The sequence below is a fragment of the Mesorhizobium sp. M0077 genome, from assembly GCF_040322955.1.
Lineage (GTDB): Bacteria > Pseudomonadota > Alphaproteobacteria > Rhizobiales > Rhizobiaceae > Mesorhizobium.
Map to the genome: position 1 here is coordinate 108,108 of NZ_JAMYUL010000009.1, position 24,305 is coordinate 132,412.

Consider the following 24,305-nt stretch of genomic DNA (forward strand, 5'->3'; position numbering starts at 1 on the left):
AGCTTATCGGTCGATATTGCGACCGGCCGGAATCACGGATCGGCTTCGATTTCCGTGATTGTGTATTGCCATCGCATGTACGTCGGAGCAGGCATGCCCTGCAGGCTCACGTAGCCGCTGAACTCCCTCAACTGCTGGGGCGGGACGTTCAAGTCGTATGCCCAATACTCAGCTTCGCCGACCACATCACATTTGTCGTTCAGTTCCACGCAGTCTTGCGCCGTGATTTTCATCCGAACAGACTTAAGACGGTAGGCGCTGCGGTTTCGAATTTTACCCGAGATCGAGTGGAACGTGTCAGGGGACATACGCAGGTCGATCAGATCTATCTCATCCGGCTTTATAAGCGTCTTGGCGTAGGCGTTCCGGGCTTCGGCTCGTTCATTGCTGTGGTAGAAGTAGAGGGCGCCCACGGCCGCGACCATGATCATGGCGGCGACCAGCCACGCGAGCAGCCTCCTGAAGCCAGAATAGTTGATACCGAAGTAGAGCACCGCGACCGTGACGATCGCGGCAGCGATCCAAGGCATATTGCTCCCCCCACATGGATCCGGCCGTCCGGTCTGACGTTCTCTTGCAAACCAGTTTTGCGCAAAATGAAAACATAGTAAAGCGGGTACGCAAGGTTGCTCAAAAGTACATCCGACCAGGGGCGGGGGGTGGATACCCCACATGGCGGCTGTTGCATTGTAGGATGAGAAGTATCGCAGCAAGATCGATACAAAACAATACACAAAAACAATGACTTGCCGAAACTAACACTTGCTTTGGCGCGGTTTTAGATCAATCATGATCTCGGCCCGATAAGAGGTCGCTCAAACTGAATAGGCAAACGGACATGACTACGAACGAAACATCGAAAACGATTGCTATCAATCTTGGCGAAGTCTGCGGCATAGCGGCCGGCGGCCGCAGCTATGTAGTGTCCAACCAGATTTGGCCGAGGCTAAAACGCGGCGAAACGATCATCGCCAATCTGCTTAAGGCGCTCGATGAAATCCAATGCGCACTAGGTGCCGCCAGGGTCATGTATACGCTGCCGAAGCGTTCTAAGACCTCAGGTGCGCGACGGGCCGCAAGATCCGATCTAACGGCAGTGCTGAAGCAATGGGCCGACGAGAAGGGATTACCTTGCACCGCAGTTGCAGAGCCGAATCTGAAAAAGCGGTTCACAGGCAACGGCAATGCGTCGTCTGACCTGATGATTGCAGAAGCCGAACGGCGCGGCTTTCGGCCCGCCGGCAAGGCCGAAGCGTTCGCAATCGCGCTTTTTCACCTGGCTTTTGCGGGTCAGGAAGTCGACGGCGACTTCCTTTCGCCGATAGGCGCCTAACTCAACAGCTCGCCCACGACGATTTCATCGTCCAGCAACTTCCTGCCTAGGCCGCGCTCTATGTGCGGCCTAAGCATTTCCAATGGGTAGACGGCATTGCGCAAGGTTACTCGGCGGCCTGGCACCGCGCCTTGACCGGGTCATTCGAATACCGCGCTGCCAGAAGAAAGTTCGAAGTCACTTCATACTGCGCCCACAGTTCGCGTTGGTCGGGCGCGTCGTGAGGTGGACAGGGCAACCCTGACAGCCTCTCGAGCGCGGCGCAGATATCGGGAATCTTGTGCGGTTCGCCAGAGCCTCGGGCGCTTTGCTTTTTCATTGAAGCGACTTCGGCGCCGCCATCGCTGCAGCTGCTGCCTGAGCAAAGCCGTCAAGGATGGCTTTGTAATCCGGCGCGGGGCCGCCATCGCGCCGCTGCTCGTCGTCAAGATCCCTGGACGAACCGGCCAAGCCGGCGAACTCAAGAAGTGCGCGACCAGCTGCAACCTTGGCAGGCGCTGGCGACCTATCGCTTTCCGCCACCGTGATCAAGGCGTGAAGGCCGACAACGCCCGCTCGCGCTCGCTGGCGAGTGACTTCCTGGAGGATCATTTCGTGCACGGTTGGCGACTCTAGCGCGCGGCGCCCCAGATCGTCGGCCGACTTTTCGGAATATCCGGCTTCGATCGCTGCAGCTTTCGCATTACCGCCATTGCGGGCGTAGGCAATCGCGAATCGAATTTGTAGCTCTGTACCTGAGGCAGACATGGCGGATATTCCGACGGTGGACACTGGTAGGAATATTATCACAATCTGCTGCCAAAACCAATGGCGCGGTGCCTATGCGGTTCCAGCGATTTACTCGCTCGATCCAAAAACTCGCTATGTATCTGGATTATAAAGAGGAAAATGGTGGGCGATGCAGGGATTGAACCTGCGACCCCACCCGTGTGAAGGGTGTGCTCTCCCGCTGAGCTAATCGCCCGCTCGTTGCCCGAAGGCCAAGCGAGCCGCGATATAAGAGAGGCATGCGGTTGAAGTCAAGGCGATGCGCCTGCCTTCTACGCCTGAAATAGGCAAGGGCGGACGCTGCCGCGCAATCGCCCGTTTCGTTCAGCCGGTCGCCGCAGCAATCAGCCGTTCGGCCAGGTCGAGCGTCAGCGCGTCGAAATGCGAAATCACCGCCGACGGCTCGAATTCCCTGACATGGCGGTCGGTGTAGCCGAAATCGACGGCAACCACGGGAATGCCGGCTGCCTTGGCCGTGTCGATGTCGGTCTGCGAATCGCCGACCATCAGCGCATGGTGCGGGTCACCGCCGGCGAGCCTGATGGTTTCGGTGAGATGGCGCGGGTCGGGCTTGCGGAAGGCGAACGTGTCCTGGCCGGCGATCGCGGCGAAATGCTTTGTCAGGCCGAGCGCCTCGATCAGCGCTTTCGAATTCGCCTTGTATTTGTTGGTGCAGATGGCAAGTAGATAGCCGGCCGCCTCGAAACGGGCGATCGCCTCGACCACGCCGGGGTAGGGGCGCGACTTGCCGGGGATGTTGAGCGTGTAGTGGTCGAGGAACAGCTTGAGCAGCCGGTCGTGCTCCTCCACCGCCAGCGACTTCTGCTGCGCGGTATGCGCGCGCTCGATCATCACCCGTCCGCCCTGGCCGACAAAACGCCGGAAGCCGGCCTCGTCGACAGCGGCAAGCTCGCTGGCGGCAAGGCTGTGGTTGAGGCTGTCGAGCAGGTCCGGCGCCGTGTCGATCAGCGTCCCGTCGAGGTCGAACACGATGATCGGTTGGGTCATGGCCTGTCCTGTGGCTGATGCATTGCAGGCAGGCGATAGCGGCTGCGCTTCTTTCAGGCAAGCCGGTGCGAGCCAAAGTCTTTGACCCTGCGGGCAAAAGTGCTAGGAGCGCGCATCCAGAAAAATCAGAACCAAGCCAAATCCCCGGGGCGAGCATGGATGCGAGGCAGTTGAAGGTCGAGGCCGCGCGGGCTGCCCTTGCCCATGTCAGCGACGGCATGCGCATCGGCATCGGCACCGGGACGACGGCCGACGAATTCGTGCGGCTGCTGGCCGAAAAGATCGCCGCGGGCTTGACCGTCATCGGCGTGCCGACGTCGGAGCGCACTGCAGCCCTTTGCCGCGAACTCGGCGTGCCGCTGTCGACGCTTGAGGAAACGCCCGAGCTCGACCTCACCGTCGACGGCGCCGACGAGATCGACGCGGCGCTGACGCTGATCAAGGGTGGCGGCGGCGCGCTGCTGCGCGAGAAGATCGTCGCGGCGGCATCTCAGCGCATGATCGTCATTGCCGATCGCTCGAAGATGGTCGACACCCTTGGCCGGTTTCCCTTGCCGATCGAAGTCAACCGGTTCGGCCTGTGCGCGACCGAAATCGCGGTCGCGGCAGCGGCCAAAAGTCTCGGCCTTTCCGGCCCGGTTACATTGAGGATGACGGGGGGCCAGCCTTTTGTTACAGACGGCGGCCATTTTATCCTCGATGCATCTTTTGGCCGCATTCCGGATACAAGAGCGCTTTCTAATGCTCTCCATGCCATTCCTGGTGTGGTCGAGCATGGTCTTTTCATCGGGCTGGCGTCAGCGGCCATCATCGCCGGCGGCGACGGCATCCAAACCGTCCATGCCGCCCGAAAACCAGGGAGTTCTACCGATCATGATGTTGCATAACCGGGTTCGCAATCTTTGCGCCGTTCTGGCGGCTTCGGCCGTTTTCGCCTTCTCCTCCCCGGCGTTCTCGCAGGAGATCACGGAATCGCATCTGAAGGCGGCACGGGCGGCGGTCACGGCAATCCACGCGACCGACTCGTTCGACAACATCCTGCCGCAAGCGGCGGCCTCGCTCGAGCAGCAGCTTATCCAGAAGAACCCTGATATGCAGGAGCTGATCGGCAAGACCGTCAGCGAAAAGGCACTGGCGCTGGCCTCGCGCCGTGCCGATCTGGAGAAGGAAGCAGCGCTCGCCTATGCCAAGGTGTTCTCCGAGAAGGATCTCACCGACATCGCCGCCTTCTACAATTCCGATGCCGGCAAGAAGCTGCTCGACAACGGCCCCAACGTGACGCGCGAACTGGTCAAGGCCGCCGACATCTGGCAGAACGGCCTGGCGCGCGATCTCGCCCAGCAGGTCGGCGAAACGCTGGCAGCCGCCGCGAAGGCCGCTGCTCCGGCCGCGCCTGCGCCGGATAACGCAACTGCCCCCGCCGATGGCGCTGCACCTGCCGACGGCGATGCGCCCGCAGACGGTGACCAGCCGGAAGCGCCGAAGAACTAAGACGTCTGATTTCGCCACCGGCATCCTTGCCGCTGGACCAGAAAGCCCGGTGGAAACCGGGCTTTTCTTTTGGCTTGATGCAGCCTACCTGTCTCAAACATTTCTTGGGGCAAGGAACAGCAGCATGGCCGGCTACGACTACGATCTCTTCGTCATCGGCGGCGGCTCCGGCGGGGTTCGGGCGGCGCGCGTAGCGGCAGCGCTCGGCAAACGTGTCGGCATCGCGGAGGAATACCGCTATGGCGGCACCTGCGTCATCCGTGGCTGCGTGCCGAAAAAACTCTATGTCTATGCCTCGCAATTTCCCGAGCATTTTGCCGACGCCGCCGGCTATGGCTGGACGGTGCCGGAGGCGAGCTTCGACTGGCCGACGCTGGTCGCCAACAAGGACCGCGAGATTGCCCGTCTGGAAGCGATCTACGAAAAGAACGTGAAAGGCGCCGGCGGCGAGACGTTCCACTCGCGCGCCATGCTGGTCGAGCCGCATGTCGTGCATCTCCTGGGCGATGACCGCACCGTCACCGCCGACCAGATCCTGATCGCCACCGGCGGCCGGCCGGCGCCGCACCCGGCGCTGCCCGGTCACGAGCATTGCATCTTTTCCAATGAGGTTTTCGACCTCAAGCAACTGCCGAAGGCGATCATGATCGAGGGCGGAGGCTACATCGCCGTCGAATTCGCCAATATCTTCCATGGCTTGGGCGTCGACACCACGCTGGTCTATCGCGGCAAGGAGATACTGTCGCGCTTCGACATGGACCTGCGGCACATGCTGCACGAAACCATGGAAAAGAAGGGGATCAAGATCCTCTGCCACGCCGTGTCGGAATGGGTCCGCAAACGGCCGGACGGCAGGCTGGATGCGTTGGTCACCGGCGGCAAGGTGCTGACGATCGACCAGGTCATGCTCGCCATCGGCCGCCTCCCAAACACCGAGAATATGGGCCTGGAAGGCGTCGGTATCGAGCTCGGCATAACCGGCGCCATCGTTGTCGACCAGTATTCCCGCACCAACATCGACAACATCTGGGCGATCGGCGACGTCACCAACCGCGTGCAGTTGACGCCTGTGGCGATCCACGAAGCCATGTGCTTCATCGAGACCGCATTCAAGGGCAATCCGACCGCGCCCGACCACGACACCATTCCGACCGCCGTCTTCTCACAGCCGGAGATCGGCACCGTCGGGCTGTCCGAGGACGATGCCGTCAAGCGCTACTCCGATATCGAAATCTACCGCGCCACATTCCGGCCGATGCGGCACACGCTGTCGGGTCGCGACGAAAAGATGCTGACGAAGCTGGTGGTCGATGGCGCCACGCGAAAAGTGCTCGGCGCGCACATCCTCGGGCCGGACGCCGGCGAGATGGCGCAGTTGCTCGGCATTCCGCTGAAGGCCGGCGTCACCAAGGATGATTTCGACCGCACCATGGCCGTCCACCCGACGGCAGCGGAGGAACTGGTCACCATGTACAAGCCCACCTACCGCGTGAAGAACGGCCTGCGGGTCGATTGACGCCCGCGCGCTCGATCTTGAAGAACCCCCCATGGCAGCCGCTGTTGCCACCGCGATGGGAGGCCTGAAGCTTATTACAACAAAGTGCTGCGCAGGATGACCAGCGCCACCGAGAAATAGATCACCAGGCCGGTGACATCGACCAGCGTGGCGACGAACGGCGCCGAGGCGCTCGCCGGATCGAAGCCGATCCGTTTCAGCGCGAACGGCAGCATCGACCCCGACAGCGAGCCGAAGGTGACGATGCCGACGAGTGCTGCCCCCACGGTCGCCGCGATCAGCGGCCAATGCGGCCCATAATCGTAGAAGCCCATATATTGCCAGAGCGCGATGCGGCAGATGCCGACCACGCCAAGCATGGCGCCGAGCACGAAGCCGGTGGGCAATTCGCGCAACGCCACCCGCCACCAGTCGCGAAGGCCGATTTCGCGCAGCGCCAGCGCGCGAATGACGAGCGAGGTCGCCTGCGAACCGGAATTGCCGCCCGAGCTCATGATCAGCGGGATGAACAGAGTGAGCACGATCGCTTTTTCCAGTTCGCCTTCATAGCTTTGCATGGCATTGGCGGTCAGCATCTCCGAGATGAACAGCGCGCACAGCCAACCGCCGCGCTTCTTGATCATGGCGAGAAAGCTCATCTTCATGTAGGGCTCGTCGAGCGCCTCCATGCCGCCGAAGCGATGCGCGTCCTCGGTCGTCTCCTCGATCATGGTGTCGATGATGTCGTCGATGGTGACGATGCCGAGGATCTTGCCATGGTCGACGACGGGAACCGCGAGCAGGTCATATTTGGAGATCGTCTGCGCCAGAGTTTCGCGATCGGTCAGCGGCGTCACCGTCACCGGGGCGCGATCCGGCGCCACCGACAGGATCGGATCGTCCGGCTCGCCGGTGATCAGCCGGCGCAGGCCGGTCGAGCGCACCAGCACATGCGTGTCTGGATCGACGATGTAGATGGCGTAGACGGTCTCCCGCGTCCGCTCCACCTTGCGGATGTAGTCGAGCGTGCGCCCGACGGTCCAGTCCGACGGCGCGCTGACGAATTCGGTCGTCATGATCGAGGCGGCGCTGCCTTCGGGATAGCCGAGAATGGAAAGCAGCGTTGCCCGCAGCGGCGGGACCAACCCGCCGAGCAGCTCGGAGCGCGCCGGTTCGTCCAGTTCGCGCAGGATATCGGCGGCGCGGTCGACCGACATGGCGGTCAGGAGCTTGCACGCTTTGGCGCGCGGCAGCGCCTCGGCCAGATCGGAGGCGCCGTCGAGTTCAGGCTGGTCGAAGATCTCGACCAGCCGCTCGAACGGCATTTCGCAAAGCAGTTCTATCGCGGTATCGCGAGATTCCCGGTTCAGGGCCTCGACGACATCGGCGACGTGATCATTGGCAAGGATACGCGCGATAGCGACGGCATCGTCGCTTGCTACGACGGGGGTAAATTCGTTCATGGCTCACTCCTTGCCGTCCGGCGGGACGTGAGCCGTTAGAGGTCACATCGAGGCGGACGGCGGTTGCGTTCGACTACTGTCGCCAGGCATGGCGCGGTGACCTTTCTGCTCGCGGGTTCGAGTTGGAATTCAGCGAGCGGGCGCAACATAGGAGCGCATCTTGGCGAGTCAATCGCGGGAGTGGCGGAAAACAGCCGGGAGCCGGCCCAATCGCGAGACTGTGATGATTATTGAAGGGGGAGGGAGCGAGTGCCCCGCCGCCAGTGGCGGAACGCGCTTCGGCGTGGCTGCTATTTCTGCTTCAGCCGGCGTGAAAAACGCATCCATTTGTCCTCGACCGGCCGCGGCTGCGTAAGGATGGTGGTGAGCTCGCGCGGAAGGTTCGGAACAAGCGGCCTCTTGGTGGCGACGCCGTCGGCGATCGCGACCACGCTATGGTAGAATTCCTCGCCCGAGGCCGAACGTGGCGGCACCGCCTCATGCATGATGCTGATCACCGTGACATCGGGACAGTTGTCCTTGATGGCCTGGTGGAAGGCGATCTTGCCATCCGGATCGAGCGCGCCGGTCGCTTCGTCGAGGAACAACAGTCCCGGTTGCTGCAGCACGATGCGGGCCACAACCAGCTTCTGCTTCTGGCCGCCGGACAGCAGCTGGTCCCAGATCTTTCCCTCGCGGCTTTCATCGGCCATGTGTTCGATGAAATCGCCAAGGCCGGCCTTGTGCAGGGCTGCCGCGACCTGCGCATCGCCATAGTCGTCCTCGGAGCCGGGCAGGCACACCAGCTGCTTCAGCGACACCAGCTGCAGCTTGACCTCCTGTGCGGCATAGAAGCTCCTCACACCGTCAGGGAAGACGATGGTGCCGCGGCCATAAGGCCACAAGCCGTTGATCGCCTTGATCAGCGAAGTCTTGCCGCAGCCGGATTCGCCCTTGAGGAATGCCCACTCGCCGCGCCGAAAGCGCAGATTGGCTGCGCTCAGGAACGGCGTGGCGTCTTCACCCTGATGCGCCAGTTCAAGCTTCTGGATGGTCAGGCCGAAGACCGGGTTCTGGCTGGCATAGTGGAAATCGGAACGGCCGGTCTGGCTGTAGAATTCCTGCGGCTGTTGGACGTTTTCAATGGCGTGCGCCAATTCAATGACGCGCTGGCTGTTGGCCCGCAAGGTGGCGAGACTCGGCATGACATGGATGAACCAGGAACATTTGCTGATCAGCGCGTTGACCTGCTCGGAACCGGTTATGTAGCCCTTGAGGTCGACGCCGTTGTGGATGAACGGCACCAGACCAGGTCCGTAGGCGACAACTTTGGCCCCGACGAAATTATAGACCGATTCGAATCCCGCATAGAGGGTGTTGACGATGTTGAGCTTCGACCAGGTGGTATCGATATCGAGATAGAGCCGTCCATGTATCGTCTTTTGCACGTCTTCGCCTTGCGACGCCGACACATGGAAACTGCGGCGCAACAAGGTGATCAGCTCGCTGCGATAGGTGCCTTCGGCCTTCTGCATCCTGACATTGAGCCACTCCAGCATTCCGCCGAGTTTGATCGCGATCCAGGTATTGACGGGCACATAGATGGCAACCGCCAGCAGAGCGAGGACGGCGCTGCCATAGCTGCCGAGGGCATCCAGGCCTTTTACCTCCACGGAATTCGCCAGCAAAGCGCCGCCGACAAAATAAAGTGAGGTGAAGACGCCGAAGACACCTTGGGCAAGCCCGATGGCGCCGCCCGCCATGTCTTTGATGGATTCCTGCACGCGCTGATCGATGTTGTCGGGCGCTGGCGCATCTGGCGAGCCATTCTGAGCGTGGTAGTGCGTATGGTTGGTATCAAGCAGCGCCGCATTGAAACGCGCGTTCAACCAGGCGCGCCATTTGCGATGCAATGTCGCCGATACAAATTTGCAGGCGCCTATGATTCCCATGTCCTTGAACACGACCAGCAGCACAAGCAGGCCGGCATTGGTAAGCACTGATTCAAGGGGCGTGGTATTCGCGGCGTCGTGGAAAAAAGCGATTGAGGCTGCCAGTTCGCCCGCCAACACGGTAAACCAGACGTCGGCCTTGCTCGACAGGGCTATGATGAGTGCGAGGACGACGGTGAGAGCCCAGGCCTCTCTCCACCGGTCCGAGAACCAGTAGGCCCGCATCAGTCCCCAGAAGGTCCGCATCGACGATACTGGCGTCAGGGGCGACGGCCCGGCGGGGGCGTCGCGGTTCCAAAGTGCCGATATTGAACGTCGCGGTCTGTCGACCCGAATCACAATCCCGCCCAAACCTTTTTAGTTTTGTTACGGATAGTAACACCAATTGATCATTTTCTATGAATTTTATCCCGGCGAATGTGAAGCAGCCCACCCGCCGTTGCCATGAGGCAACAGTTGGTGCTGCGAGACCGCCGTCTTTGGGCCGAATTTGTCCTTTGTTTCAATGTGTTGCGAGAACGCTCAGATGTGCGAATATATTCCCTGAGGGAAGGCTCATACACGGCTTTGTGACCAAAAGGCCTGCCCGTCGGCCGGTTTTCCCACCGCGCGCTAACCGGATCGCCCGAAAAATTGCCGTCCGTGATCGCCCCAGGCCGCCCGAATCATTTCACCGGCCATCATGGTTGGGCACGCAAGATCGTCGCTCCTGCACGGCGACTGCTCATGAGTTGGCCCACGCTTTTTAGCTGCAGCTCAACACCGTTTGACAATCAAGCGCACTGGAATGAACCTTGCCGGGCACTGTCGGCACCGATGCATGTCCGGTCCCCAACAAGGAAGCTCCCCAATGCTTGCACGCGCAGCCGTTCCCGCAATGGTGACGCTCTTTGCCTGGCTGCCTCTTGCGCATGCCGTCAGCCAGACCATTCCGGCAAGCGCCGAAGGGCAAATCGAGTTCAATGCTCCGTCCGGCAACATCGGCTGCATCTACACGCCGAAGGGCGGCACCAGCACCTACGAACCACAGGATGGCGGTCCGGAACTGAGCTGTTCGCGCGTCGAGCCCAGCTACGTCACCGTGATCCTTGGGCCGAACGGCCCGGCGACCTTGATCAAGAATCCGGGAGAGCAGGGCTGCTGCAGCGATGTCGCGAAGCTGGCCTATGGCAACAGCTGGAGCAAAGGGCCGTTTACCTGCCAGTCGTCAACCAAGGGACTGACCTGCACGGGCAGCAACGGGCATGGCTTCTTCCTCAGCAAAGCCAAGGTGACGGTGAAATAACTTCGGTCAGCCGGCCTTTTCCAGCTCGCCCTTGGCCTTTGCAGCCGCGACCTGGCGGATGGCATCCGTCAGCGTGTCGGGGTCCTGCGCGCCCATGACGGCGTATTTGCCTTCGAGCAGGAAACACGGCACGCCGGTGATCCCCATCCGCGATGCCGTGGCGATTTCTGTGCGCACCTCCTCGACGTCGGCATCGGTCGGCAACAGCGTTTCGACCACGGCAGCGTCCATGCCTGCCTCGCGGGCGGCATCGACCAGCACGGCGTGGTCGCCAATATTGCCGCCTTCCTCGAAATACAGCTGGAACAGCCGGCGCACGAGCCGGTTCTGCACGGCTTCACCGGCGGCACCGGCCCAGCGGATGACACGATGCGCGTCCAGCGTGTTGGCGGCCACCTTGATGGCGTCGAAAGCGAAATCGATGCCTTCGGCTTCGCCGAGCGGCTCTATGCGGGCATGCATCTGACGGATGCGCTCGTCGCTGCCGAATTTGGCCAGCATGTATTCGCGCCGGTCCTTGCCCTCGGGCGGGATGGTCGGGTCGAGCTGGAACGGCCGCCAGCGCACATGAACCTCAACGTCGCCGGCAGCGGCAATCGCTTTATCCAGCCGCTTCTGGCCGACGAAGCACCAGGGGCAGACGACGTCGGAAACCACGTCGACGGTAATGGAATTGTCATCGCTCATCTTGATCTCCTGCAGCCGAACGTTTCAGCGAGACCGATCTCGGCCACGCTCAGTTCGGCTTGCGCCACCAGGTCGGCCATTGATAACCGAATATGGGCGTCTTTTTGGGATGGTCCAGGTAATTCCAGTAAGCGAGCCATTGCTGCGCGTTGTACTGCATCGGCACCATGTAATTGCCGGAGATCAGCAATCGGTCGAGCACGCGCACGGCGGCGACATAGTCTTCCTTGGTCCGTGCTCTCAGCATCGCGTCGATCGCCGCGTCGACCGCCGGATCGGCGACGCCGGCCAGATTGAATGAACCTTCTCTTTTGGCCTCTGAAGAACCCCAGCGAAGGTTCTGCTCCATACCGGGAGACAGCGAGTTGCTGAACCCGCTCGACCCGACAAGAACCTCAAAGTCGAAACGCTGCTTGCGCGACTGGATCTGGTCGGCCTCGAGGCTGCGGATGGTCACCGCGATGCCGATCTTTTCCAGCGAGCGCTGATAGATGGCGGCAAAGCGTTCCTCGTCCTGCGAGGCCGTCAGGATCTCGAAACCGAACGGGTTTCCCTTTGGGTCCAGCAGGACCCCGTCCTTGACGGTGTAGCCCTGGCTCTTCAGCAGGTCGAACGCCACCTTCAGCACCTTACGGTCCTGGCCGGTGCCGTCATTCATCGGCGGGCGCCAGCTGCCGTCCATGACATCGGCCGGCACGCGGCCGGGGTAGGGCGCCAGCAGCGCCTTTTCCCTGTCGCTGGCGGGATGGCCGAGCGCGGAAAGTTCGGAATTCTGCCAGTAGCTCATCGTGCGCGTGTACTTACCGCCGAACAGGTTCTTGTTGGCCCATTCGAAGTCGTAGAGCATGCCGAGCGCGCGCCGCACCTCCGGATTGGAAAACTTCTCCAGCCGCGTGTTGAACAGGAAGCCGGTCACCACGGGCGGTATGCCGGTGTCGAAGGTCTCGGCGATCACCTGGCCGCGATGAAAGGCGGGAAAATCGATATCGCGCTCGCGCTTGACCGGATCGCCCTCATCGTAAATGGCGCAGATGCCTTTCTTGAACGCTTCCGTCTTGGCATTGGCGTTGAGGAAGTACTCGATGGTGATCTGGTCGTAGTTGTCGAAGCCGCGCTTGGAAGGGATGTCCTTGCCCCAGTAATTCGGATTGCGCTTGAAGACGATGCGCTGTCCCGGCTGCACCTTGTCGATGGTGTAGGGACCGCTGCCGATCACCGGCTTCAGCGTCGTCTTGTCGAAGATATCCTTGTTGAAGGCGTGCTTTGGGATGATCGGCGTCAGCGCGATGATCAAGGGGGTCTCGCGATTGGCCTTGTCGTTGAAGGTGAAGCGCACGCTGTGATCGCCGGTCTTTTCGAGCTTGGCGATCAGGCTCATGCGATCCCTGTAGGGCGGGCGGCCCTTGTCGGTGAAGACATCGTAGGTGAACAGCACGTCATCCGGCGTCACCGGCTCACCGTCCGACCACTTCGCATTTGGATTAAGGTGGAATTCGATCGATTTGCGCTCCAGGTCCATATCGGCTGTGTCTGCGAGCAGGCCATAGAGGGTGAAGGCCTCGTCGTAGTTGCGCATCATCAACGGCTCGAAGACGAGATTGCCGAAAATGAGGTCCTGCATGCCGCGCGCCGTGGTGCGCAGGCTCTTCAGGATGAACGGGTTCAGATTGTCGAAGCTGCCGACGACGCAGTAAGTGATGTTGCCGCCCTTGGGCGCATCGGGATTGACGTAGTCGAAATGCTGGTAGTCGGCTGGCAGCGCCGGCTCGCCCTGCATGGCGATGGCATGTTTCGGTTCCGACATCGCCACGCCGGGTGCAAAGGCGAAGAACGAGATTGCGGCGATCAGCCAAACAAGAATGCGGCCCATGACCGTCTCCTTACTGGGCGGCTTGATGATTCGGAGTGCACCCTAACATGGCGCCGCGGCGCTCCGGCCAGATACATCAATCCAAATCGCACGACCCAAATTGCGAGGCCAAGAATTGCAGGCGGCGGGCTGGATTCGGCTGCTCATGCAGTGTAACACGCGCTCCGAAGTCATTCTGTTGCCTCAATTCGGCAACAGGTAGCAGGACCACACGGCGCGAAGAAGCCGGTCCCGGGATCATTTGAGAGGAAATGCACGACATGACGAGCCTGAACAGCAACGCATACCGCCTTTCGGTCCTGGCCGCGGGCGTGGTCGGCTTTCTGGGCGCCGGACTTCCCACCGCTTCGGCACAGCAACAGATTCCGCAGGGTTGGTTCAAGGCCTGCACCAAGCAGGAAGATGTCGACATCTGCAATGTCCAGAACATCATCACTGCCGGCAACGGCCAGTTCGTCACCGGCGTCAGCCTGATCGAGTTGAAGGGCAAGGTAAACCGCAAGGTCTTCCAGGTCACGGTTCCCCCAGGTCGCCTGGTGCCCCCCGGCATCGCCCTGCAGATAGACGCCGGCAAGGCGACGAAGCTGGATTATGTCATTTGCTTCGCCGACCGTTGCGTTGCAGAAGTGCCGCTGACCGACGCGCTCGTCGCGTCCTTCAAGAAGGGACAGGCGATCACGCTGACCTCGATCAACTTCCAGAGCCAGCCAAATCCAATCAAGGTTGCCTTGACCGGCTTCAGCGGCGCCTTTGACGGCGCGCCGCTGCAGCAGTCGGACATCGAGGATCGGCAGAAAAAACTTCAGGATTTCGTCGTCAAGAACAACCAGGACTTCGCCAAGAAGCTCAAGGACGAGCAGGCCAAGGCCAAAGCCGCCAACTAATCGCCGGGACAGATACCGGAGCGACAAAAAAGCGGGGTCATGCCCCGCTTTTTTGTTGTCGTCACGTCGATGCAAGGTGATGTCAGTGTCTCGACTGGCGTTTCGGCTCGTAGCGTCCATCCGGCCGCTTGTCGAACATCTCGCCGATCTGTGGATGCCGGACCGGCTCACCTGACTGGTCCTCGAGCAGGTTCTGCTCGGAGACATAGGCAATGTATTCGGTTTCCGAGTTTTCAGCGAGCAGATGGTAGAACGGCTGGTCCTTGCGCGGCCGCACGTCGGCCGGGATCGCCTCGTACCATTCATCGGTGTTGGCAAATTGCGGATCGACATCGAAAATGATGCCGCGGAATGGAAACAGCCGGTGGCGAACCACTTGTCCGATCGAGAATTTGGCTGTTTTCATCGTACTCACCACTAAGCCTTAAAAGCGCCCGGCGTCCCTCGGAATGCGCGGCAGACCCTCTAAGGCTTTGAATTTACACGCGCTGCGATCAAAAATCGAGCCCGACTTTAGGGCTGGTTTCAGGTTCTATTGACGCAGGCCGTGTATCAATTCAATGCCGAAGCGCTTGACGCCCGGAGAAGCTACGGGTTAGCCGGGCTCAGGGGTTTCGGGCGAAGGCAAAAATGTCTGACGTCGTCGGTCTTGTTCTTCCGTTTTTCGGGCTGATTTTCATCGGCTTTCTGGTCGCACGCATCACCTGGCAGCCGCTGGAGGCGCTTGGTTGGATGAACACCTTCATCGTCTATGTCGCGCTTCCAGCCCTGTTCTTCCAATTGCTGGCCCGGACGCCGTTCGAGCAGTTGACGGAATGGCGCTTCATCTTCGGCTCGGTGTTTTCCACCTACACGACCTTCTCGATCATGTTCGTATGGTCGGTGACGGCGTCTCGCGGCGAGATCGCCCAATCGACGATCAAGGCGCTGGCCGCGGCCTATGGCAATATCGGCTATATGGGGCCGGGACTGGCGCTGCTCGCCTTCGGCGAACAGGCGGCGGTTCCCGTCGCGCTGATCTTCTGCTTCGAAAATATCATGCATTTCGCCATCGCGCCCATGATGATGGCGCTGTCGGGCGACGACAAGACATCGCCGTGGCGGCTCATCCTCGGCGTAGTCAGGAAAATCGTCCTGCACCCGTTCATCATCGCGACCGCGCTTGGCGTCGGCGCCGCCTATCTCGGCTTTCACCCACCGCAGCCGGTCGATCGCCTGCTCGAATATCTGTCTCGGGCGGCCGCCCCTTGTGCCCTGTTTGCCATGGGCGTGACGCTTGCGCTCCGGCCGCTCAACCGCGTGCCGCATGAACTGGCGTCGATCGCGGCGCTGAAGCTGATCCTGCATCCATTGCTCTGCTACGTCGTGCTGAGCTGGATCGGGAACTTTTCCGAAATCTGGGTTTTTTCAGCCGTGCTTTTGGCGGCATTACCGACCGCAACCAACGTCTTCGTCATCGCCCAGCAATATGGCGTCTGGGTGCAACGCGCCTCGGCCAGCGTCATGATCACCACCTGTCTCTCGGTGCTGACAGTGACCGGGCTGCTCTACATGATCCGCCACGGCATCTTACCGCCGGACCTGTTTCCCTGAACCGCCGGTAAGCGCCGCAAAGCCGCTGCCCGGCCTCAAGCCTTCGCGCATGAAAAAGGCGCGCAGCGGCGCGAAACTGCCGAGCACATTGAGGCCGGCGCTGCGTGCCATCTGCGCCGGCAACATGTCCGAAAGCAGCGACATGTTGAGCAGATTGACCGCGCCGGAACGCGCCAGAATGTCGGGACGGCGCCTGGAATCATAGGCGGCCAGGGCCTTCGCGGCGCCGGGGTCGCCGCGATTTTCACCAGCGATTCCAATCAGATCCTCGATGTCCCTGATGCCGAGGTTGAGACCTTGGGCTCCGATCGGCGGGAATACATGTGCAGCCTCGCCGACCAGCGCCACCCGGTTTTGCGCGAAGCGCCCCGGTGATGCCGCAGAAAGCGGGTAAATTTGTCGGCCGGGCTCGACCGACACCCGGCCCAGCATCGACTGCATCTGCTGCTCGACACGCTCGGAAAGCGTCGCGTCATCGAGTGCGGCGAGGTCCTTCGCCGCCTCCGGTTTCACCACCCAGACGAGGCTGGAGCGGTTGCAGGGCAACGGCACCTGGGTGAACGGCCCGGTCTCTGTGTGGAACTCGGTCGAGGTGAAGCCGTGTTCGCTGCGATGGCCAAAATTCAGCACCAGCGCCGCTTGGCGGTAGGATCGCACCGAGGCCACTATGCCTGCCGCCTCGCGCGCCGGCGACAGGCGCCCATCGGCAGCGACCGCAAGCGCGGCCGAGACTTCGCGACCATCAGTCAAGACGGCATGCGCCTGATCGGCGTCCAGACGCCAACTCTCGACCATCGACGTCAGCCATTCGATGCCGGGATGCGCCGCGACGGACTTGGCCAGCGTCGGGTTCAGCGCACTATTGGGCAGGTTGAGCCCGAACTGCTCCTCGCCGATCTCTATGGCGCGAAAAGTCACCACCGGGCTGCGGATCAGCCGGCTGGTCGCATCGACGATGCGCATGACCTTCAGCGGCGCGGCCTTCGGCGCAAGTTCGGCCAGCACGCCCAGCCGATCGAGAACCTTGAGAGCAGGGTTCATCAGCGCCGTGGTCCGGCCATCGGGCCCGCCTGCTTCGGGTCCGACCAGGGTTACCGGAAAGCCCGCCTCGGCGAAACCGAGCGCCGCGATCAGTCCGGCAGGGCCGCTGCCGGCTACCAGTATCCGTGCTGTCTCGCGATGATCCAAATTGGACTTCCAGTTTGCGATGCAGGTGTCTACCCATGGATATAGGTCAGACCATGCGGCTTGATCAACGCGGCGATTAGGCTCATTCGGTTGTCATGACCGGCCAGCAGGACGATTTCAGCCATCTCGACCGCGCCGGCCGCGCCACGGCAAGCCTGGCCCGCAGCCCCCGCCTGACGGTCAACATCGCCATCGCCGGCGGCATTCTGCTCGCCTGGTTCATTCTCGGCGCCATGGCGATCCGCGGCGCCGAAGGCCGGCTCCCCGGCGTACCAGGCGATGTGGTCCTGCGATATCTGCCGCAACTGCCGCTGCCGGATGTCCTCGACCGCTTCTTCGGCATGTGCCTGACGCCCGCACCACTTGATGCCGGCGGCGCACCGGTTCTGGCGCTGATCGTGATGTGGTTTTTGATGGCCGTGGCGACGATGCTGCCGTCGGCGGCGCCGATGATCCGTACCTATTGTGAAATCGCCGACACCGCCTGCATCAAGGGCGAGCCGGTGGCCCACCCGCTGGTCCTGGTTGCCGGCTACCTCTCGACATGGCTTGTCGCCTCTATCGGCTTCGCGGTGCTGACGTTGCTCGTCCACGCATTTGCGTCCTCCGCTCGATTGCTCGATCCGGTGAGCGGCCTTGCCGCGGCGGCCGCGCTGCTGGTTGCCGGCCTCTACCAGTTCAGCAGCCTCAAGCAGGCCTGCCTGACAAAATGCCGGAACCCGTTCTCGACACTGTTTTCCAACTGGAGCGCGGAGCCGGGTGGCATCTTCCGGCTAGGGCTGAAGCAGGGCCTGTGGTGCCTCGGCTGCTGCTGGGCGCTGATGCTGGTGATGTTTGCCGTCGGCGCGATGAACGTGTTCTGGATGGCGCTGATCGGCCTGTTCACCTTGATCGAAAAACAGACCACCGGCAGCCTTCCAACCCGAGTGGCCGGTGCGATACTGCTTGTCTGGGCAGTCGCCCTGCTAGTAGTCTCGGCATGACGGGGGATAATTCCATGGCAGAGCAAGGCTGGGCAATGAAAGGAGAGCTCGTACTCTCCTGCAATTGCACGGTTTTTTGTCCTTGCGTACTGTCGCTTGGCAGCCATCCGCCGACGGAGGGTTATTGCCAGACCTGGGCGGGCTTCCGCATCGACGCAGGCCATTTCGGCGAGGTCGACCTGTCCGGCCTCAATCTCGGTCTGGTCATGGAAATCCCAGGCTATATGAGCCGCGGCAACTGGACCGCAGGCCTGTTCATCGACAAGCAAGCCTCCGTCTATGCGGTGAAAGCGCTGACCAGGATCTTCACCGGGAAGGCCGGCGGAACCACCGCGCTGTTGTCGATCCTTGTCGGCAAGTTCCTCGGCGTCGAGCAGGTGCCGATCACCTACGAGACGCGTGACAAGACCCGTATTTTCCAGATACCGAAGATCATCGACGGGGCGGTCACACCGATTCCCGGCAAGGATCGCGAGAAGGATACCGTGATCGGCAACTCGGAATACTGGATCGCGCCGGAGATCATCGTGGCCAGGTCCGACAAGAGCAAGATGCGGGCTTTCGGCCGCAACTGGAACTTTGCCGGCCGCTCGGCCGAAATCTGCAAACTGGATTGGCGGGGCCCGTGAGCAAGAACACAACGGCCAGAAACGCCGCCAAAAAGATCACCGACCGGATTCCGAGGCCGAAGAAAAAGGTCACCTGGCCGCAGGCGCGGGCATTCTCGGTGCATCTGTTGACCGCGTCTGGCTCGTTCCTGGCCTTCCTGTCGCTGGTGGCGGCAAGCGAGCAACGCTGGACGGCGATGTTCTGGTGGCTGGGGCTGGCGCTGTTCGTCGACGGCATAGACGGGCCGATCGCCCGCAAGCTCGAGGTCAAGGAGATTTTGCCGACCTGGTCGGGCGAACTCCTCGACAACATCATCGACTATGTCACCTACGTGCTGATCCCGGCCTTCGCACTCTACCAGCGCGGCTTCATGGGCGAAGGGCTGTCGTTCCTGTCGGCGGCCATCATCGTGGTGTCCAGCGCCATCTATTATGCCGACACCGGAATGAAGACGAAGGAGAACTTCTTCAAAGGCTTTCCGGTCGTCTGGAATATGGTCGTGTTCACGCTGTTCGTCATCGAGCCCGGACAGTGGGTGTCCTTCGGCGTCGTCGTGGCGGCCGGCATCCTGACCTTCGTGCCGATCAACTTCATCCATCCCGTGCGGGTGGTGCGGCTGCGGCCAATCAATCTTGGCATGACGCTGCTCTGGTGCGCTTTCGGTGCGCTGGCGCTGGCGCAGGCGGCCCTTGCCGCCTTCTACGACCAGATCGGCGTTTTGGGCGAACAGGTCGGCGTCTTTACCAAGGTCGGCATCACCATCACCGGACTTTACCTCGCCTGCATCGGCGGTATCATGCAGTTCTTCCCCAAACTCGGCGCCAAGCCGGACACTAAGAAAGCCTGACCGCAGGAAAGCCCACAAATGTCCAAAGCAATCCGTATCCACGCCCATGGCGGTCCGGAAGTCCTGACCTATGAAGACGCCGATCCGGGACAACCCGGCGCCGGGCAGATCCTGGTCAGGCACACCGCGATCGGCCTCAATTTCATCGATGTCTATCACCGCATCGGCCTCTATCCGCCGCCCGGCGGCTTCCCGCTGATCCCGGGCGGCGAGGCGGCAGGTGTGGTTCTCGAGGTCGGCGCAGGCATCGACTGGCTGAAGCCGGGCGACCGCATCGCCTATGCCGTCAATGTCGGTGCCTATGCCGAACAGCGCATTGTCGCCGCCGACCGCGTGGTCAAGGTACCGGACCGCATCAGCGACGAACAGGCCGCCGGCATGATGCTTAAAGGCATGACGGCGGAGTATCTGTTGCGCCGGACCTTCAAGGTGAAGGCAGGCGACACCATCCTGTTTCATGCCGCCGCCGGCGGCGTCGGGCTGATCCTGGGACAATGGGCAAAACATCTCGGCGCCACCGTGATCGGCACGGCAAGCTCAACCGACAAGATCGAGCTCGCCAAGGCGCATGGCTTCGACCATGTCATCAACTACAAGGAGCAGGATTTCGTCGCCGGCGTCGCCGCCATCACCGGCGGCAAGAAATGTGACGTCGTCTACGATTCGGTCGGCAACGACACATTCCCGGCCTCGCTCGACTGTCTGAAGCCGCTCGGCATGTTCGTCTCTTTCGGTCAGTCCTCTGGACCGATCCCGCCATTTTCGATGTCGCTGCTGGCGCAGAAGGGCTCGCTGTTCGCTACCAGGCCGACGCTGTTCGTCTACAACGCCAAGCGTGAAGACCTCGAAATCTCCGCCGCGGCATTGTTCGATGTGGTGTTGAGCGGCGCGGTCGAGATCAAGATCAACCAGCGCTATGCGCTGAAGGACGCCGGCAAGGCGCAAGCCGATCTCGAAGGGCGCAAGACCACGGGTACGACAATACTGATCCCCTGACGGAGGTTTGCCTTCCTTTCAGTGCTTTGCCGCGGCGCCCACGCACTGTTTGCACGAAAACCGGTCGGTCGGTTTGTTGTGCGAAACGGGCCTATCTTTACCCCTTGAGTTTCCGCTGAAATTCTTGAAGCTCTTTCAAGGTGGGTGCTGCTTTCGCACGAGAGCGGCCAGCGCATACGATGTTGGCGGGAACACAGAACATATCCGGAACCGGATGGGAGGCACTGTGAGTGCAGATCATGACGGAGCGAACCTGCTTGAGGTTCGTGGCCTGACCAAGATATTCGGCACGCTGACGGCGTGCGATCATATCGACCTCAACATCGCCAAAGGCGAGATACACGCGCTGCTCGGCGAAAACGGCGCCGGCAAGTCGACGCTGGTCAAGATGCTGTTCGGTTCGCTGGAGCCCAATTCCGGCGAGATATTCTGGAACGGCGAAGCGGTGCGGATCACCAGTCCGGGCATGGCGAAGAAGCTCGGCATCGGCATGGTGTTTCAGCACTTTTCGCTGTTCGAGGCGCTGACCGCGGCCGAGAATATCGCTCTGTCTCTGGATGACGGCTCACCGATCAGCTCGATCGCGGCCAAGGCGAGGGCGCTTTCCTTCAGCTATGGCCTGCCGCTCGATCCGGACTCGCTTGTCGGCGATCTCTCGGTCGGCGAACGCCAGCGCATCGAGATCATCCGCTGCCTGTTGCAGACGCCGCAGCTCATCATCCTCGACGAGCCGACCTCGGTGCTGACGCCGCAGGAAGCCGACAAGCTGTTCGAAACGCTTGAGCGCCTGCGCTCGGAGGGCAAATCCATCCTCTACATTTCGCACCGGCTGGAAGAGGTCAAACGCATCTGCGACCGCGCCACCGTGCTGCGTCACGGCAAGGTCGTCGGCCATTGCAACCCGCGCGAGGAAACGGCTTCGTCGCTGGCCCGCATGATGGTCGGCAACGAGGTGAAGGCCGTGGTGCGTGCGCCGGCCGAAGGCATCGAGACCGCGCAGCCATTGCTCGAAATCCGCGCCCTCAGCCGCAAGCCGGCAACGCCGTTTTCGATCCCGCTGAAGAACATAAACCTCACTGTGCGCGCCGGCGAGGTGATCGGCATTGCCGGTGTCGCCGGCAACGGCCAGGGCGAGTTCTTCGAATCCGTCTCCGGCGAGGTGCTGCAGCAGGACGCCGCATCCGTGCGCATCCGCGGCAAGGATGCCGGCTCGCTCTCGATCACAGGCCGGCGGCTGATGGGCGCTGCCTTCGTACCGGAAGAACGCCTCGGCCATGGCGCCGCGCCGCGCATGAAGCTTTCGGAGAACCTGCTCCTGTCGCGCCACGCCACCGACGGCAAGGTTTTTGTCGGCACGGGCGGCACGGTCAAAAGCGGTGCGGTCTATGCCGCCGCCCAGCGCATCATCGTGGCGATGGATGTGCGCAAGAGCGCGCCCGATCCGGAAGCCGCGGCCCTTTCGGGCGGCAATTTGCAGAAATTCATCGTCGGTCGCGAACTCGACCGCAGCCCTGCCGTCATGGTCGTCAACCAGCCGACCTGGGGCGTCGACGCCGGTGCCGCCGCCCACATCCGCCAGGCGCTGATCGAACTGGCGCGCAGCGGCTCGGCAGTTCTGGTCATCAGCCAGGACCTCGATGAGCTGTTCGAGATTTCGGACGCGATCGCGGTCATGCACAATGGCGAATTGTCGAAACCGCTGCCGATCGCCGAGGCAACTTTCGAAAAGGTCGGTCTGTTGATGGGCGGCGCCGAGCCCGGCCACGCCGAACATGGTCTGGAGACGGCATGATGCGCCTCGAACTCGTCAAACGCCCGCAGCGCTCTATGCTCTTTTCGGCGCTGTCGCCCTTCATCGCCTTCGCCCTAACGATCATCGCCGGCGCGGTTCTGTTCGCGCTGCTCGGCGTCAACCCGCTGAGCGCATTCGAGATCTATTTCATCGAGCCGATCAGCCAGGTCTGGCAGTTGCATGAACTGGCGATCAAGGCCGCGCCGTTGATCCTGATCGCGGTCGGCCTGTCGGTCTGTTACAAGGCCAACATCTGGAACATCGGCGCTGAGGGACAGTTCATCCTCGGCGGCATTTTCGGCTCGGCCATTCCGGTGCTGTTTCCCGGGTTCGAAGGCCCACTGGTGCTGCCGCTGATGCTGTTGTTCGGTATGGTCGGCGGTGCCGCCTATGCAGCAATCCCGGCTCTCCTAAAGACGCGCTTCGGCACCAACGAAATCCTGACCAGCCTGATGCTGGTCTATGTCGCCCAGCTTTTCCTCGACTGGTTGGTGCGCGGCCCTTGGCGCGATCCACAGGGCCACGGTTTCCCGCAGACGATCCAGTTCAACGACTCGGCGGTCCTGCCGGAACTGATGCCGGATGCCGGCCGCGCCAATTGGGGTTTTGTCTTCGCGCTTGTTGCAGCCGTGCTGGTCTGGGTGCTGATGAGCCGCCTGCTCAAGGGTTTTGAGGTCCGCGTGCTCGGCTCCAGCCCGAGGGCAGGGCGCTTCGCCGGTTTCGGCCTCAACCGCATGGTGTTCTTCGCCTTCCTGCTGTCAGGCGCGCTGGCTGGGCTTGCCGGCATTTCGGAAGTCTCCGGCGCCATCGGCCAGCTACAGCCGGTGATCTCGCCCGGCTACGGCTTCACCGCCATTATTGTCGCGTTCCTCGGCCGGCTCAATCCGCTCGGCATCGTCGCCGCCGGCCTGGTGCTGGCGTTGACCTATCTCGGCGGCGAGGCGGTGCAGAGCGCGCTCGGCATTTCCGACAAGGTGGCACGCGTGTTCCAGGGCATGCTTTTGTTCTTCGTGCTCGGCTGCGACACGCTCATCCACTATCGCATCCGTCTGGTCGGCATGGCGCTGACGAAAAGCGCGGCGAAGCTTGAAGCCGCGCCGAAGTTGAAGGAAGCCCGCTGATGGACATCGCCGTCAACATCCTTTTGACCATCGCCACGGCGGCGACGCCGCTTTTAATAGCGGCCATCGGCGAACTGGTGGTCGAGCGCTCCGGCGTGCTCAACCTCGGCGTCGAAGGCATGATGATCATGGGCGCCGTCGGCGGCTTCGGAGCCGGTTATCTCACGGGATCGCCCTGGATCGGCCTGTTGGCGGCAATTGCCATGGGCGCGGTGTTCTCGCTGCTGTTTGCGGTGATGACGCTGTCGCTCGCCACCAACCAGGTGGCGACCGGCCTGTCGTTGACGCTGCTCGGCCTCGGCCTGTCCGGCATGATGGGAACCAGCTTCGTCGGCCAGCCCGGCGAGAGGCTGCCAAATCTCTACGTTCCGGTGCTCACCGACATTCCCGTGGTCGGCAGGTTGCTGTTCGGCCAGGACCCGATCTTCTACATCTCGATCGCGCTGACGGCGGCCGTCATGTGGTTCCTGTTCAAGACCCGCACCGGCCTCACTCTGCGCTCGATCGGCGACAGCCACACATCGGCGCATGCGCTCGGCATCAAAGTCATCCGCTACCGCTATCTCGCGGTCATCTTCGGCGGCGCCTGCGCCGGCCTTGCCGGCGGCCATCTGTCGCTGGTCTACACGCCGCAATGGGTGGAGAACATGAGCGCGGGCCGCGGCTGGATCGCGCTGGCGCTGGTCGTCTTCGCCTCCTGGCGGCCGTGGCGCGTGCTCGCCGGCGCCTACATCTTCGGCGCGGTGTGGATCGGCCAGCTTCATGCACAGGCATTTGGCATTCCGGTGCCTTCGCAGCTGCTTTCTTCTCTGCCCTATCTGGCAACCGTCGTGGTTCTCGTTCTAATCTCGCGCAACAAGCGTCTGACGATGATGAACACGCCGGCTTCCTTGGGGCAGCCATTCGTTCCGGATCGTTGACAACAAAAACAAACGGGAAGCTCCAAGGCTAAACTCAGAGA

Annotated in this window: 23 protein-coding genes and 1 tRNA gene; 14 read left to right on the plus strand and 10 right to left on the minus strand. The window is 61.8% G+C overall.

What is annotated here, in order from left to right:
• Positions 1-32: 32 nt before the first annotated feature.
• On the minus strand, positions 33-530 hold the full coding sequence (locus NKJ57_RS18585) for a hypothetical protein (RefSeq protein WP_352512029.1): 498 nt from the start codon (positions 528-530) through the stop codon (positions 33-35).
• A gap of 308 nt (positions 531-838) precedes the next feature.
• Here NKJ57_RS18585 and NKJ57_RS18590 point away from each other — a divergent pair, with 308 nt between their 5' ends.
• Positions 839-1,333 (plus strand): hypothetical protein, encoded by a 495-nt coding sequence (locus NKJ57_RS18590; protein WP_352512027.1) that lies wholly within the window; start codon positions 839-841, stop codon positions 1,331-1,333.
• 315 nt (positions 1,334-1,648) lie between these two features.
• Here the strand turns inward: NKJ57_RS18590 and NKJ57_RS18595 are convergent, their stop codons facing one another.
• The 3 genes from NKJ57_RS18595 to NKJ57_RS18605 form a co-directional block, all read right to left on the minus strand.
• Positions 1,649-2,080, minus strand: coding sequence for a terminase small subunit (locus NKJ57_RS18595; RefSeq protein ID WP_352512026.1), 432 nt, complete (start codon positions 2,078-2,080; stop codon positions 1,649-1,651).
• A 142-nt stretch (positions 2,081-2,222) separates the two neighbouring features.
• Positions 2,223-2,297, minus strand: a tRNA-Val gene (locus NKJ57_RS18600).
• A 128-nt stretch (positions 2,298-2,425) separates the two neighbouring features.
• Positions 2,426-3,109, minus strand: coding sequence for a phosphoglycolate phosphatase (locus tag NKJ57_RS18605; RefSeq protein ID WP_352512024.1), 684 nt, complete (start codon positions 3,107-3,109; stop codon positions 2,426-2,428).
• Positions 3,110-3,264: 155 nt separating this feature from the next.
• Between NKJ57_RS18605 and rpiA the strand changes: the two genes are divergently transcribed.
• From rpiA to gor, 3 genes are all read left to right on the plus strand, one after another.
• Positions 3,265-3,996, plus strand: a complete 732-nt coding sequence (gene rpiA / locus NKJ57_RS18610; protein ID WP_023741217.1) for a ribose-5-phosphate isomerase RpiA — start codon at positions 3,265-3,267, stop codon at positions 3,994-3,996.
• Positions 3,983-4,600 carry a DUF2059 domain-containing protein gene (locus tag NKJ57_RS18615; RefSeq protein ID WP_023668979.1) on the plus strand — a complete coding sequence of 206 codons (618 nt, stop codon included), beginning with the start codon at positions 3,983-3,985 and terminating at the stop codon, positions 4,598-4,600. Before rpiA ends, NKJ57_RS18615 begins: the two co-directional genes overlap by 14 nt.
• Before the next feature lie 124 nt (positions 4,601-4,724).
• Positions 4,725-6,116, plus strand: coding sequence for a glutathione-disulfide reductase (gene gor, locus NKJ57_RS18620; protein WP_352512023.1), 1,392 nt, complete (start codon positions 4,725-4,727; stop codon positions 6,114-6,116).
• A 74-nt stretch (positions 6,117-6,190) separates the two neighbouring features.
• Here the strand turns inward: gor and mgtE are convergent, their stop codons facing one another.
• Together mgtE and NKJ57_RS18630 are read right to left on the minus strand one after the other, a co-directional pair.
• Complete coding sequence (gene mgtE, locus NKJ57_RS18625) at positions 6,191-7,558, minus strand: magnesium transporter (RefSeq protein ID WP_352512022.1); 1,368 nt, start codon at positions 7,556-7,558, stop codon at positions 6,191-6,193.
• A gap of 290 nt (positions 7,559-7,848) precedes the next feature.
• Complete coding sequence (locus NKJ57_RS18630) at positions 7,849-9,735, minus strand: ABC transporter ATP-binding protein/permease (RefSeq protein WP_023696128.1); 1,887 nt, start codon at positions 9,733-9,735, stop codon at positions 7,849-7,851.
• A 604-nt stretch (positions 9,736-10,339) separates the two neighbouring features.
• Between NKJ57_RS18630 and NKJ57_RS18635 the strand changes: the two genes are divergently transcribed.
• On the plus strand, positions 10,340-10,774 hold the full coding sequence (locus NKJ57_RS18635) for a hypothetical protein (RefSeq protein WP_023682515.1): 435 nt from the start codon (positions 10,340-10,342) through the stop codon (positions 10,772-10,774).
• A gap of 6 nt (positions 10,775-10,780) precedes the next feature.
• On the opposite strand, the gene NKJ57_RS18640 is transcribed toward NKJ57_RS18635, so the two are convergent.
• Both NKJ57_RS18640 and NKJ57_RS18645 read right to left on the minus strand, forming a co-directional pair.
• Positions 10,781-11,461, minus strand: coding sequence for a DsbA family oxidoreductase (locus NKJ57_RS18640; protein ID WP_023755261.1), 681 nt, complete (start codon positions 11,459-11,461; stop codon positions 10,781-10,783).
• Positions 11,462-11,510: 49 nt separating this feature from the next.
• Positions 11,511-13,331: an extracellular solute-binding protein gene (locus NKJ57_RS18645; RefSeq protein WP_352512020.1), complete on the minus strand. Its 1,821-nt coding sequence runs from the start codon at positions 13,329-13,331 to the stop codon at positions 11,511-11,513.
• Positions 13,332-13,591: 260 nt separating this feature from the next.
• On the opposite strand from NKJ57_RS18645, the gene NKJ57_RS18650 reads away from it, so the two are divergent.
• On the plus strand, positions 13,592-14,215 hold the full coding sequence (locus tag NKJ57_RS18650) for an invasion associated locus B family protein (RefSeq protein ID WP_023668972.1): 624 nt from the start codon (positions 13,592-13,594) through the stop codon (positions 14,213-14,215).
• 82 nt (positions 14,216-14,297) lie between these two features.
• On the opposite strand, the gene hspQ is transcribed toward NKJ57_RS18650, so the two are convergent.
• On the minus strand, positions 14,298-14,621 hold the full coding sequence (gene hspQ, locus NKJ57_RS18655; RefSeq protein WP_023668971.1) for a heat shock protein HspQ: 324 nt from the start codon (positions 14,619-14,621) through the stop codon (positions 14,298-14,300).
• A 224-nt stretch (positions 14,622-14,845) separates the two neighbouring features.
• Here hspQ and NKJ57_RS18660 point away from each other — a divergent pair, with 224 nt between their 5' ends.
• Positions 14,846-15,808 carry an AEC family transporter gene (locus tag NKJ57_RS18660; protein WP_352512019.1) on the plus strand — a complete coding sequence of 321 codons (963 nt, stop codon included), beginning with the start codon at positions 14,846-14,848 and terminating at the stop codon, positions 15,806-15,808.
• Here the strand turns inward: NKJ57_RS18660 and NKJ57_RS18665 are convergent.
• Positions 15,785-16,996, minus strand: coding sequence for a UbiH/UbiF family hydroxylase (locus NKJ57_RS18665; protein ID WP_352512018.1), 1,212 nt, complete (start codon positions 16,994-16,996; stop codon positions 15,785-15,787). The two genes, NKJ57_RS18660 and NKJ57_RS18665, sit on opposite strands and share 24 nt — an antisense overlap.
• Before the next feature lie 95 nt (positions 16,997-17,091).
• On the opposite strand from NKJ57_RS18665, the gene NKJ57_RS18670 reads away from it, so the two are divergent.
• The 7 genes from NKJ57_RS18670 to NKJ57_RS18700 all read left to right on the plus strand — a co-directional run bounded on the left by NKJ57_RS18670 (position 17,092) and on the right by NKJ57_RS18700 (position 24,264).
• A complete protein-coding gene (locus tag NKJ57_RS18670; protein WP_352512016.1) occupies positions 17,092-17,979 on the plus strand; it encodes a DUF2182 domain-containing protein in 888 nt (295 codons plus the stop codon).
• A 14-nt stretch (positions 17,980-17,993) separates the two neighbouring features.
• Positions 17,994-18,608: a DUF1326 domain-containing protein gene (locus NKJ57_RS18675; RefSeq protein WP_023706821.1), complete on the plus strand. Its 615-nt coding sequence runs from the start codon at positions 17,994-17,996 to the stop codon at positions 18,606-18,608.
• Positions 18,605-19,435: a phosphatidylcholine synthase gene (pcsA, locus tag NKJ57_RS18680; protein WP_023682522.1), complete on the plus strand. Its 831-nt coding sequence runs from the start codon at positions 18,605-18,607 to the stop codon at positions 19,433-19,435. The genes NKJ57_RS18675 and pcsA overlap by 4 nt, the downstream gene beginning before the upstream one ends.
• A gap of 18 nt (positions 19,436-19,453) precedes the next feature.
• Positions 19,454-20,431, plus strand: coding sequence for a quinone oxidoreductase family protein (locus NKJ57_RS18685; RefSeq protein ID WP_023741224.1), 978 nt, complete (start codon positions 19,454-19,456; stop codon positions 20,429-20,431).
• Positions 20,432-20,645: 214 nt separating this feature from the next.
• A complete protein-coding gene (locus tag NKJ57_RS18690) occupies positions 20,646-22,223 on the plus strand; it encodes an ABC transporter ATP-binding protein (protein ID WP_352512014.1) in 1,578 nt (525 codons plus the stop codon).
• Positions 22,220-23,344, plus strand: a complete 1,125-nt coding sequence (locus NKJ57_RS18695) for an ABC transporter permease (RefSeq protein ID WP_352512012.1) — start codon at positions 22,220-22,222, stop codon at positions 23,342-23,344. The genes NKJ57_RS18690 and NKJ57_RS18695 overlap by 4 nt, the downstream gene beginning before the upstream one ends.
• A complete protein-coding gene (locus NKJ57_RS18700) occupies positions 23,344-24,264 on the plus strand; it encodes an ABC transporter permease (RefSeq protein ID WP_023668962.1) in 921 nt (306 codons plus the stop codon). Before NKJ57_RS18695 ends, NKJ57_RS18700 begins: the two co-directional genes overlap by 1 nt.
• Positions 24,265-24,305 lie beyond the last annotated feature (41 nt).

Bases quoted from the DNA above. Each gene is read 5' to 3' on its own strand.
- NKJ57_RS18585 (WP_352512029.1), bottom strand. From the start codon at position 530: ATGCCTTGGATCGCTGCCGCGATCGTCACGGTCGCGGTGCTCTACTTC.
- NKJ57_RS18590 (WP_352512027.1), top strand. From the start codon at position 839: ATGACTACGAACGAAACATCGAAAACGATTGCTATCAATCTTGGCGAA.
- NKJ57_RS18595 (WP_352512026.1), bottom strand. From the start codon at position 2,080: ATGTCTGCCTCAGGTACAGAGCTACAAATTCGATTCGCGATTGCCTAC.
- NKJ57_RS18605 (WP_352512024.1), bottom strand. From the start codon at position 3,109: ATGACCCAACCGATCATCGTGTTCGACCTCGACGGGACGCTGATCGAC.
- rpiA (WP_023741217.1), top strand. From the start codon at position 3,265: ATGGATGCGAGGCAGTTGAAGGTCGAGGCCGCGCGGGCTGCCCTTGCC.
- NKJ57_RS18615 (WP_023668979.1), top strand. From the start codon at position 3,983: ATGATGTTGCATAACCGGGTTCGCAATCTTTGCGCCGTTCTGGCGGCT.
- gor (WP_352512023.1), top strand. From the start codon at position 4,725: ATGGCCGGCTACGACTACGATCTCTTCGTCATCGGCGGCGGCTCCGGC.
- mgtE (WP_352512022.1), bottom strand. From the start codon at position 7,558: ATGAACGAATTTACCCCCGTCGTAGCAAGCGACGATGCCGTCGCTATC.
- NKJ57_RS18630 (WP_023696128.1), bottom strand. From the start codon at position 9,735: ATGCGGACCTTCTGGGGACTGATGCGGGCCTACTGGTTCTCGGACCGG.
- NKJ57_RS18635 (WP_023682515.1), top strand. From the start codon at position 10,340: ATGCTTGCACGCGCAGCCGTTCCCGCAATGGTGACGCTCTTTGCCTGG.
- NKJ57_RS18640 (WP_023755261.1), bottom strand. From the start codon at position 11,461: ATGAGCGATGACAATTCCATTACCGTCGACGTGGTTTCCGACGTCGTC.
- NKJ57_RS18645 (WP_352512020.1), bottom strand. From the start codon at position 13,331: ATGGGCCGCATTCTTGTTTGGCTGATCGCCGCAATCTCGTTCTTCGCC.
- NKJ57_RS18650 (WP_023668972.1), top strand. From the start codon at position 13,592: ATGACGAGCCTGAACAGCAACGCATACCGCCTTTCGGTCCTGGCCGCG.
- hspQ (WP_023668971.1), bottom strand. From the start codon at position 14,621: ATGAAAACAGCCAAATTCTCGATCGGACAAGTGGTTCGCCACCGGCTG.
- NKJ57_RS18660 (WP_352512019.1), top strand. From the start codon at position 14,846: ATGTCTGACGTCGTCGGTCTTGTTCTTCCGTTTTTCGGGCTGATTTTC.
- NKJ57_RS18670 (WP_352512016.1), top strand. From the start codon at position 17,092: ATGACCGGCCAGCAGGACGATTTCAGCCATCTCGACCGCGCCGGCCGC.
- NKJ57_RS18675 (WP_023706821.1), top strand. From the start codon at position 17,994: ATGGCAGAGCAAGGCTGGGCAATGAAAGGAGAGCTCGTACTCTCCTGC.
- NKJ57_RS18685 (WP_023741224.1), top strand. From the start codon at position 19,454: ATGTCCAAAGCAATCCGTATCCACGCCCATGGCGGTCCGGAAGTCCTG.
- NKJ57_RS18690 (WP_352512014.1), top strand. From the start codon at position 20,646: ATGGGAGGCACTGTGAGTGCAGATCATGACGGAGCGAACCTGCTTGAG.
- NKJ57_RS18695 (WP_352512012.1), top strand. From the start codon at position 22,220: ATGATGCGCCTCGAACTCGTCAAACGCCCGCAGCGCTCTATGCTCTTT.
- NKJ57_RS18700 (WP_023668962.1), top strand. From the start codon at position 23,344: ATGGACATCGCCGTCAACATCCTTTTGACCATCGCCACGGCGGCGACG.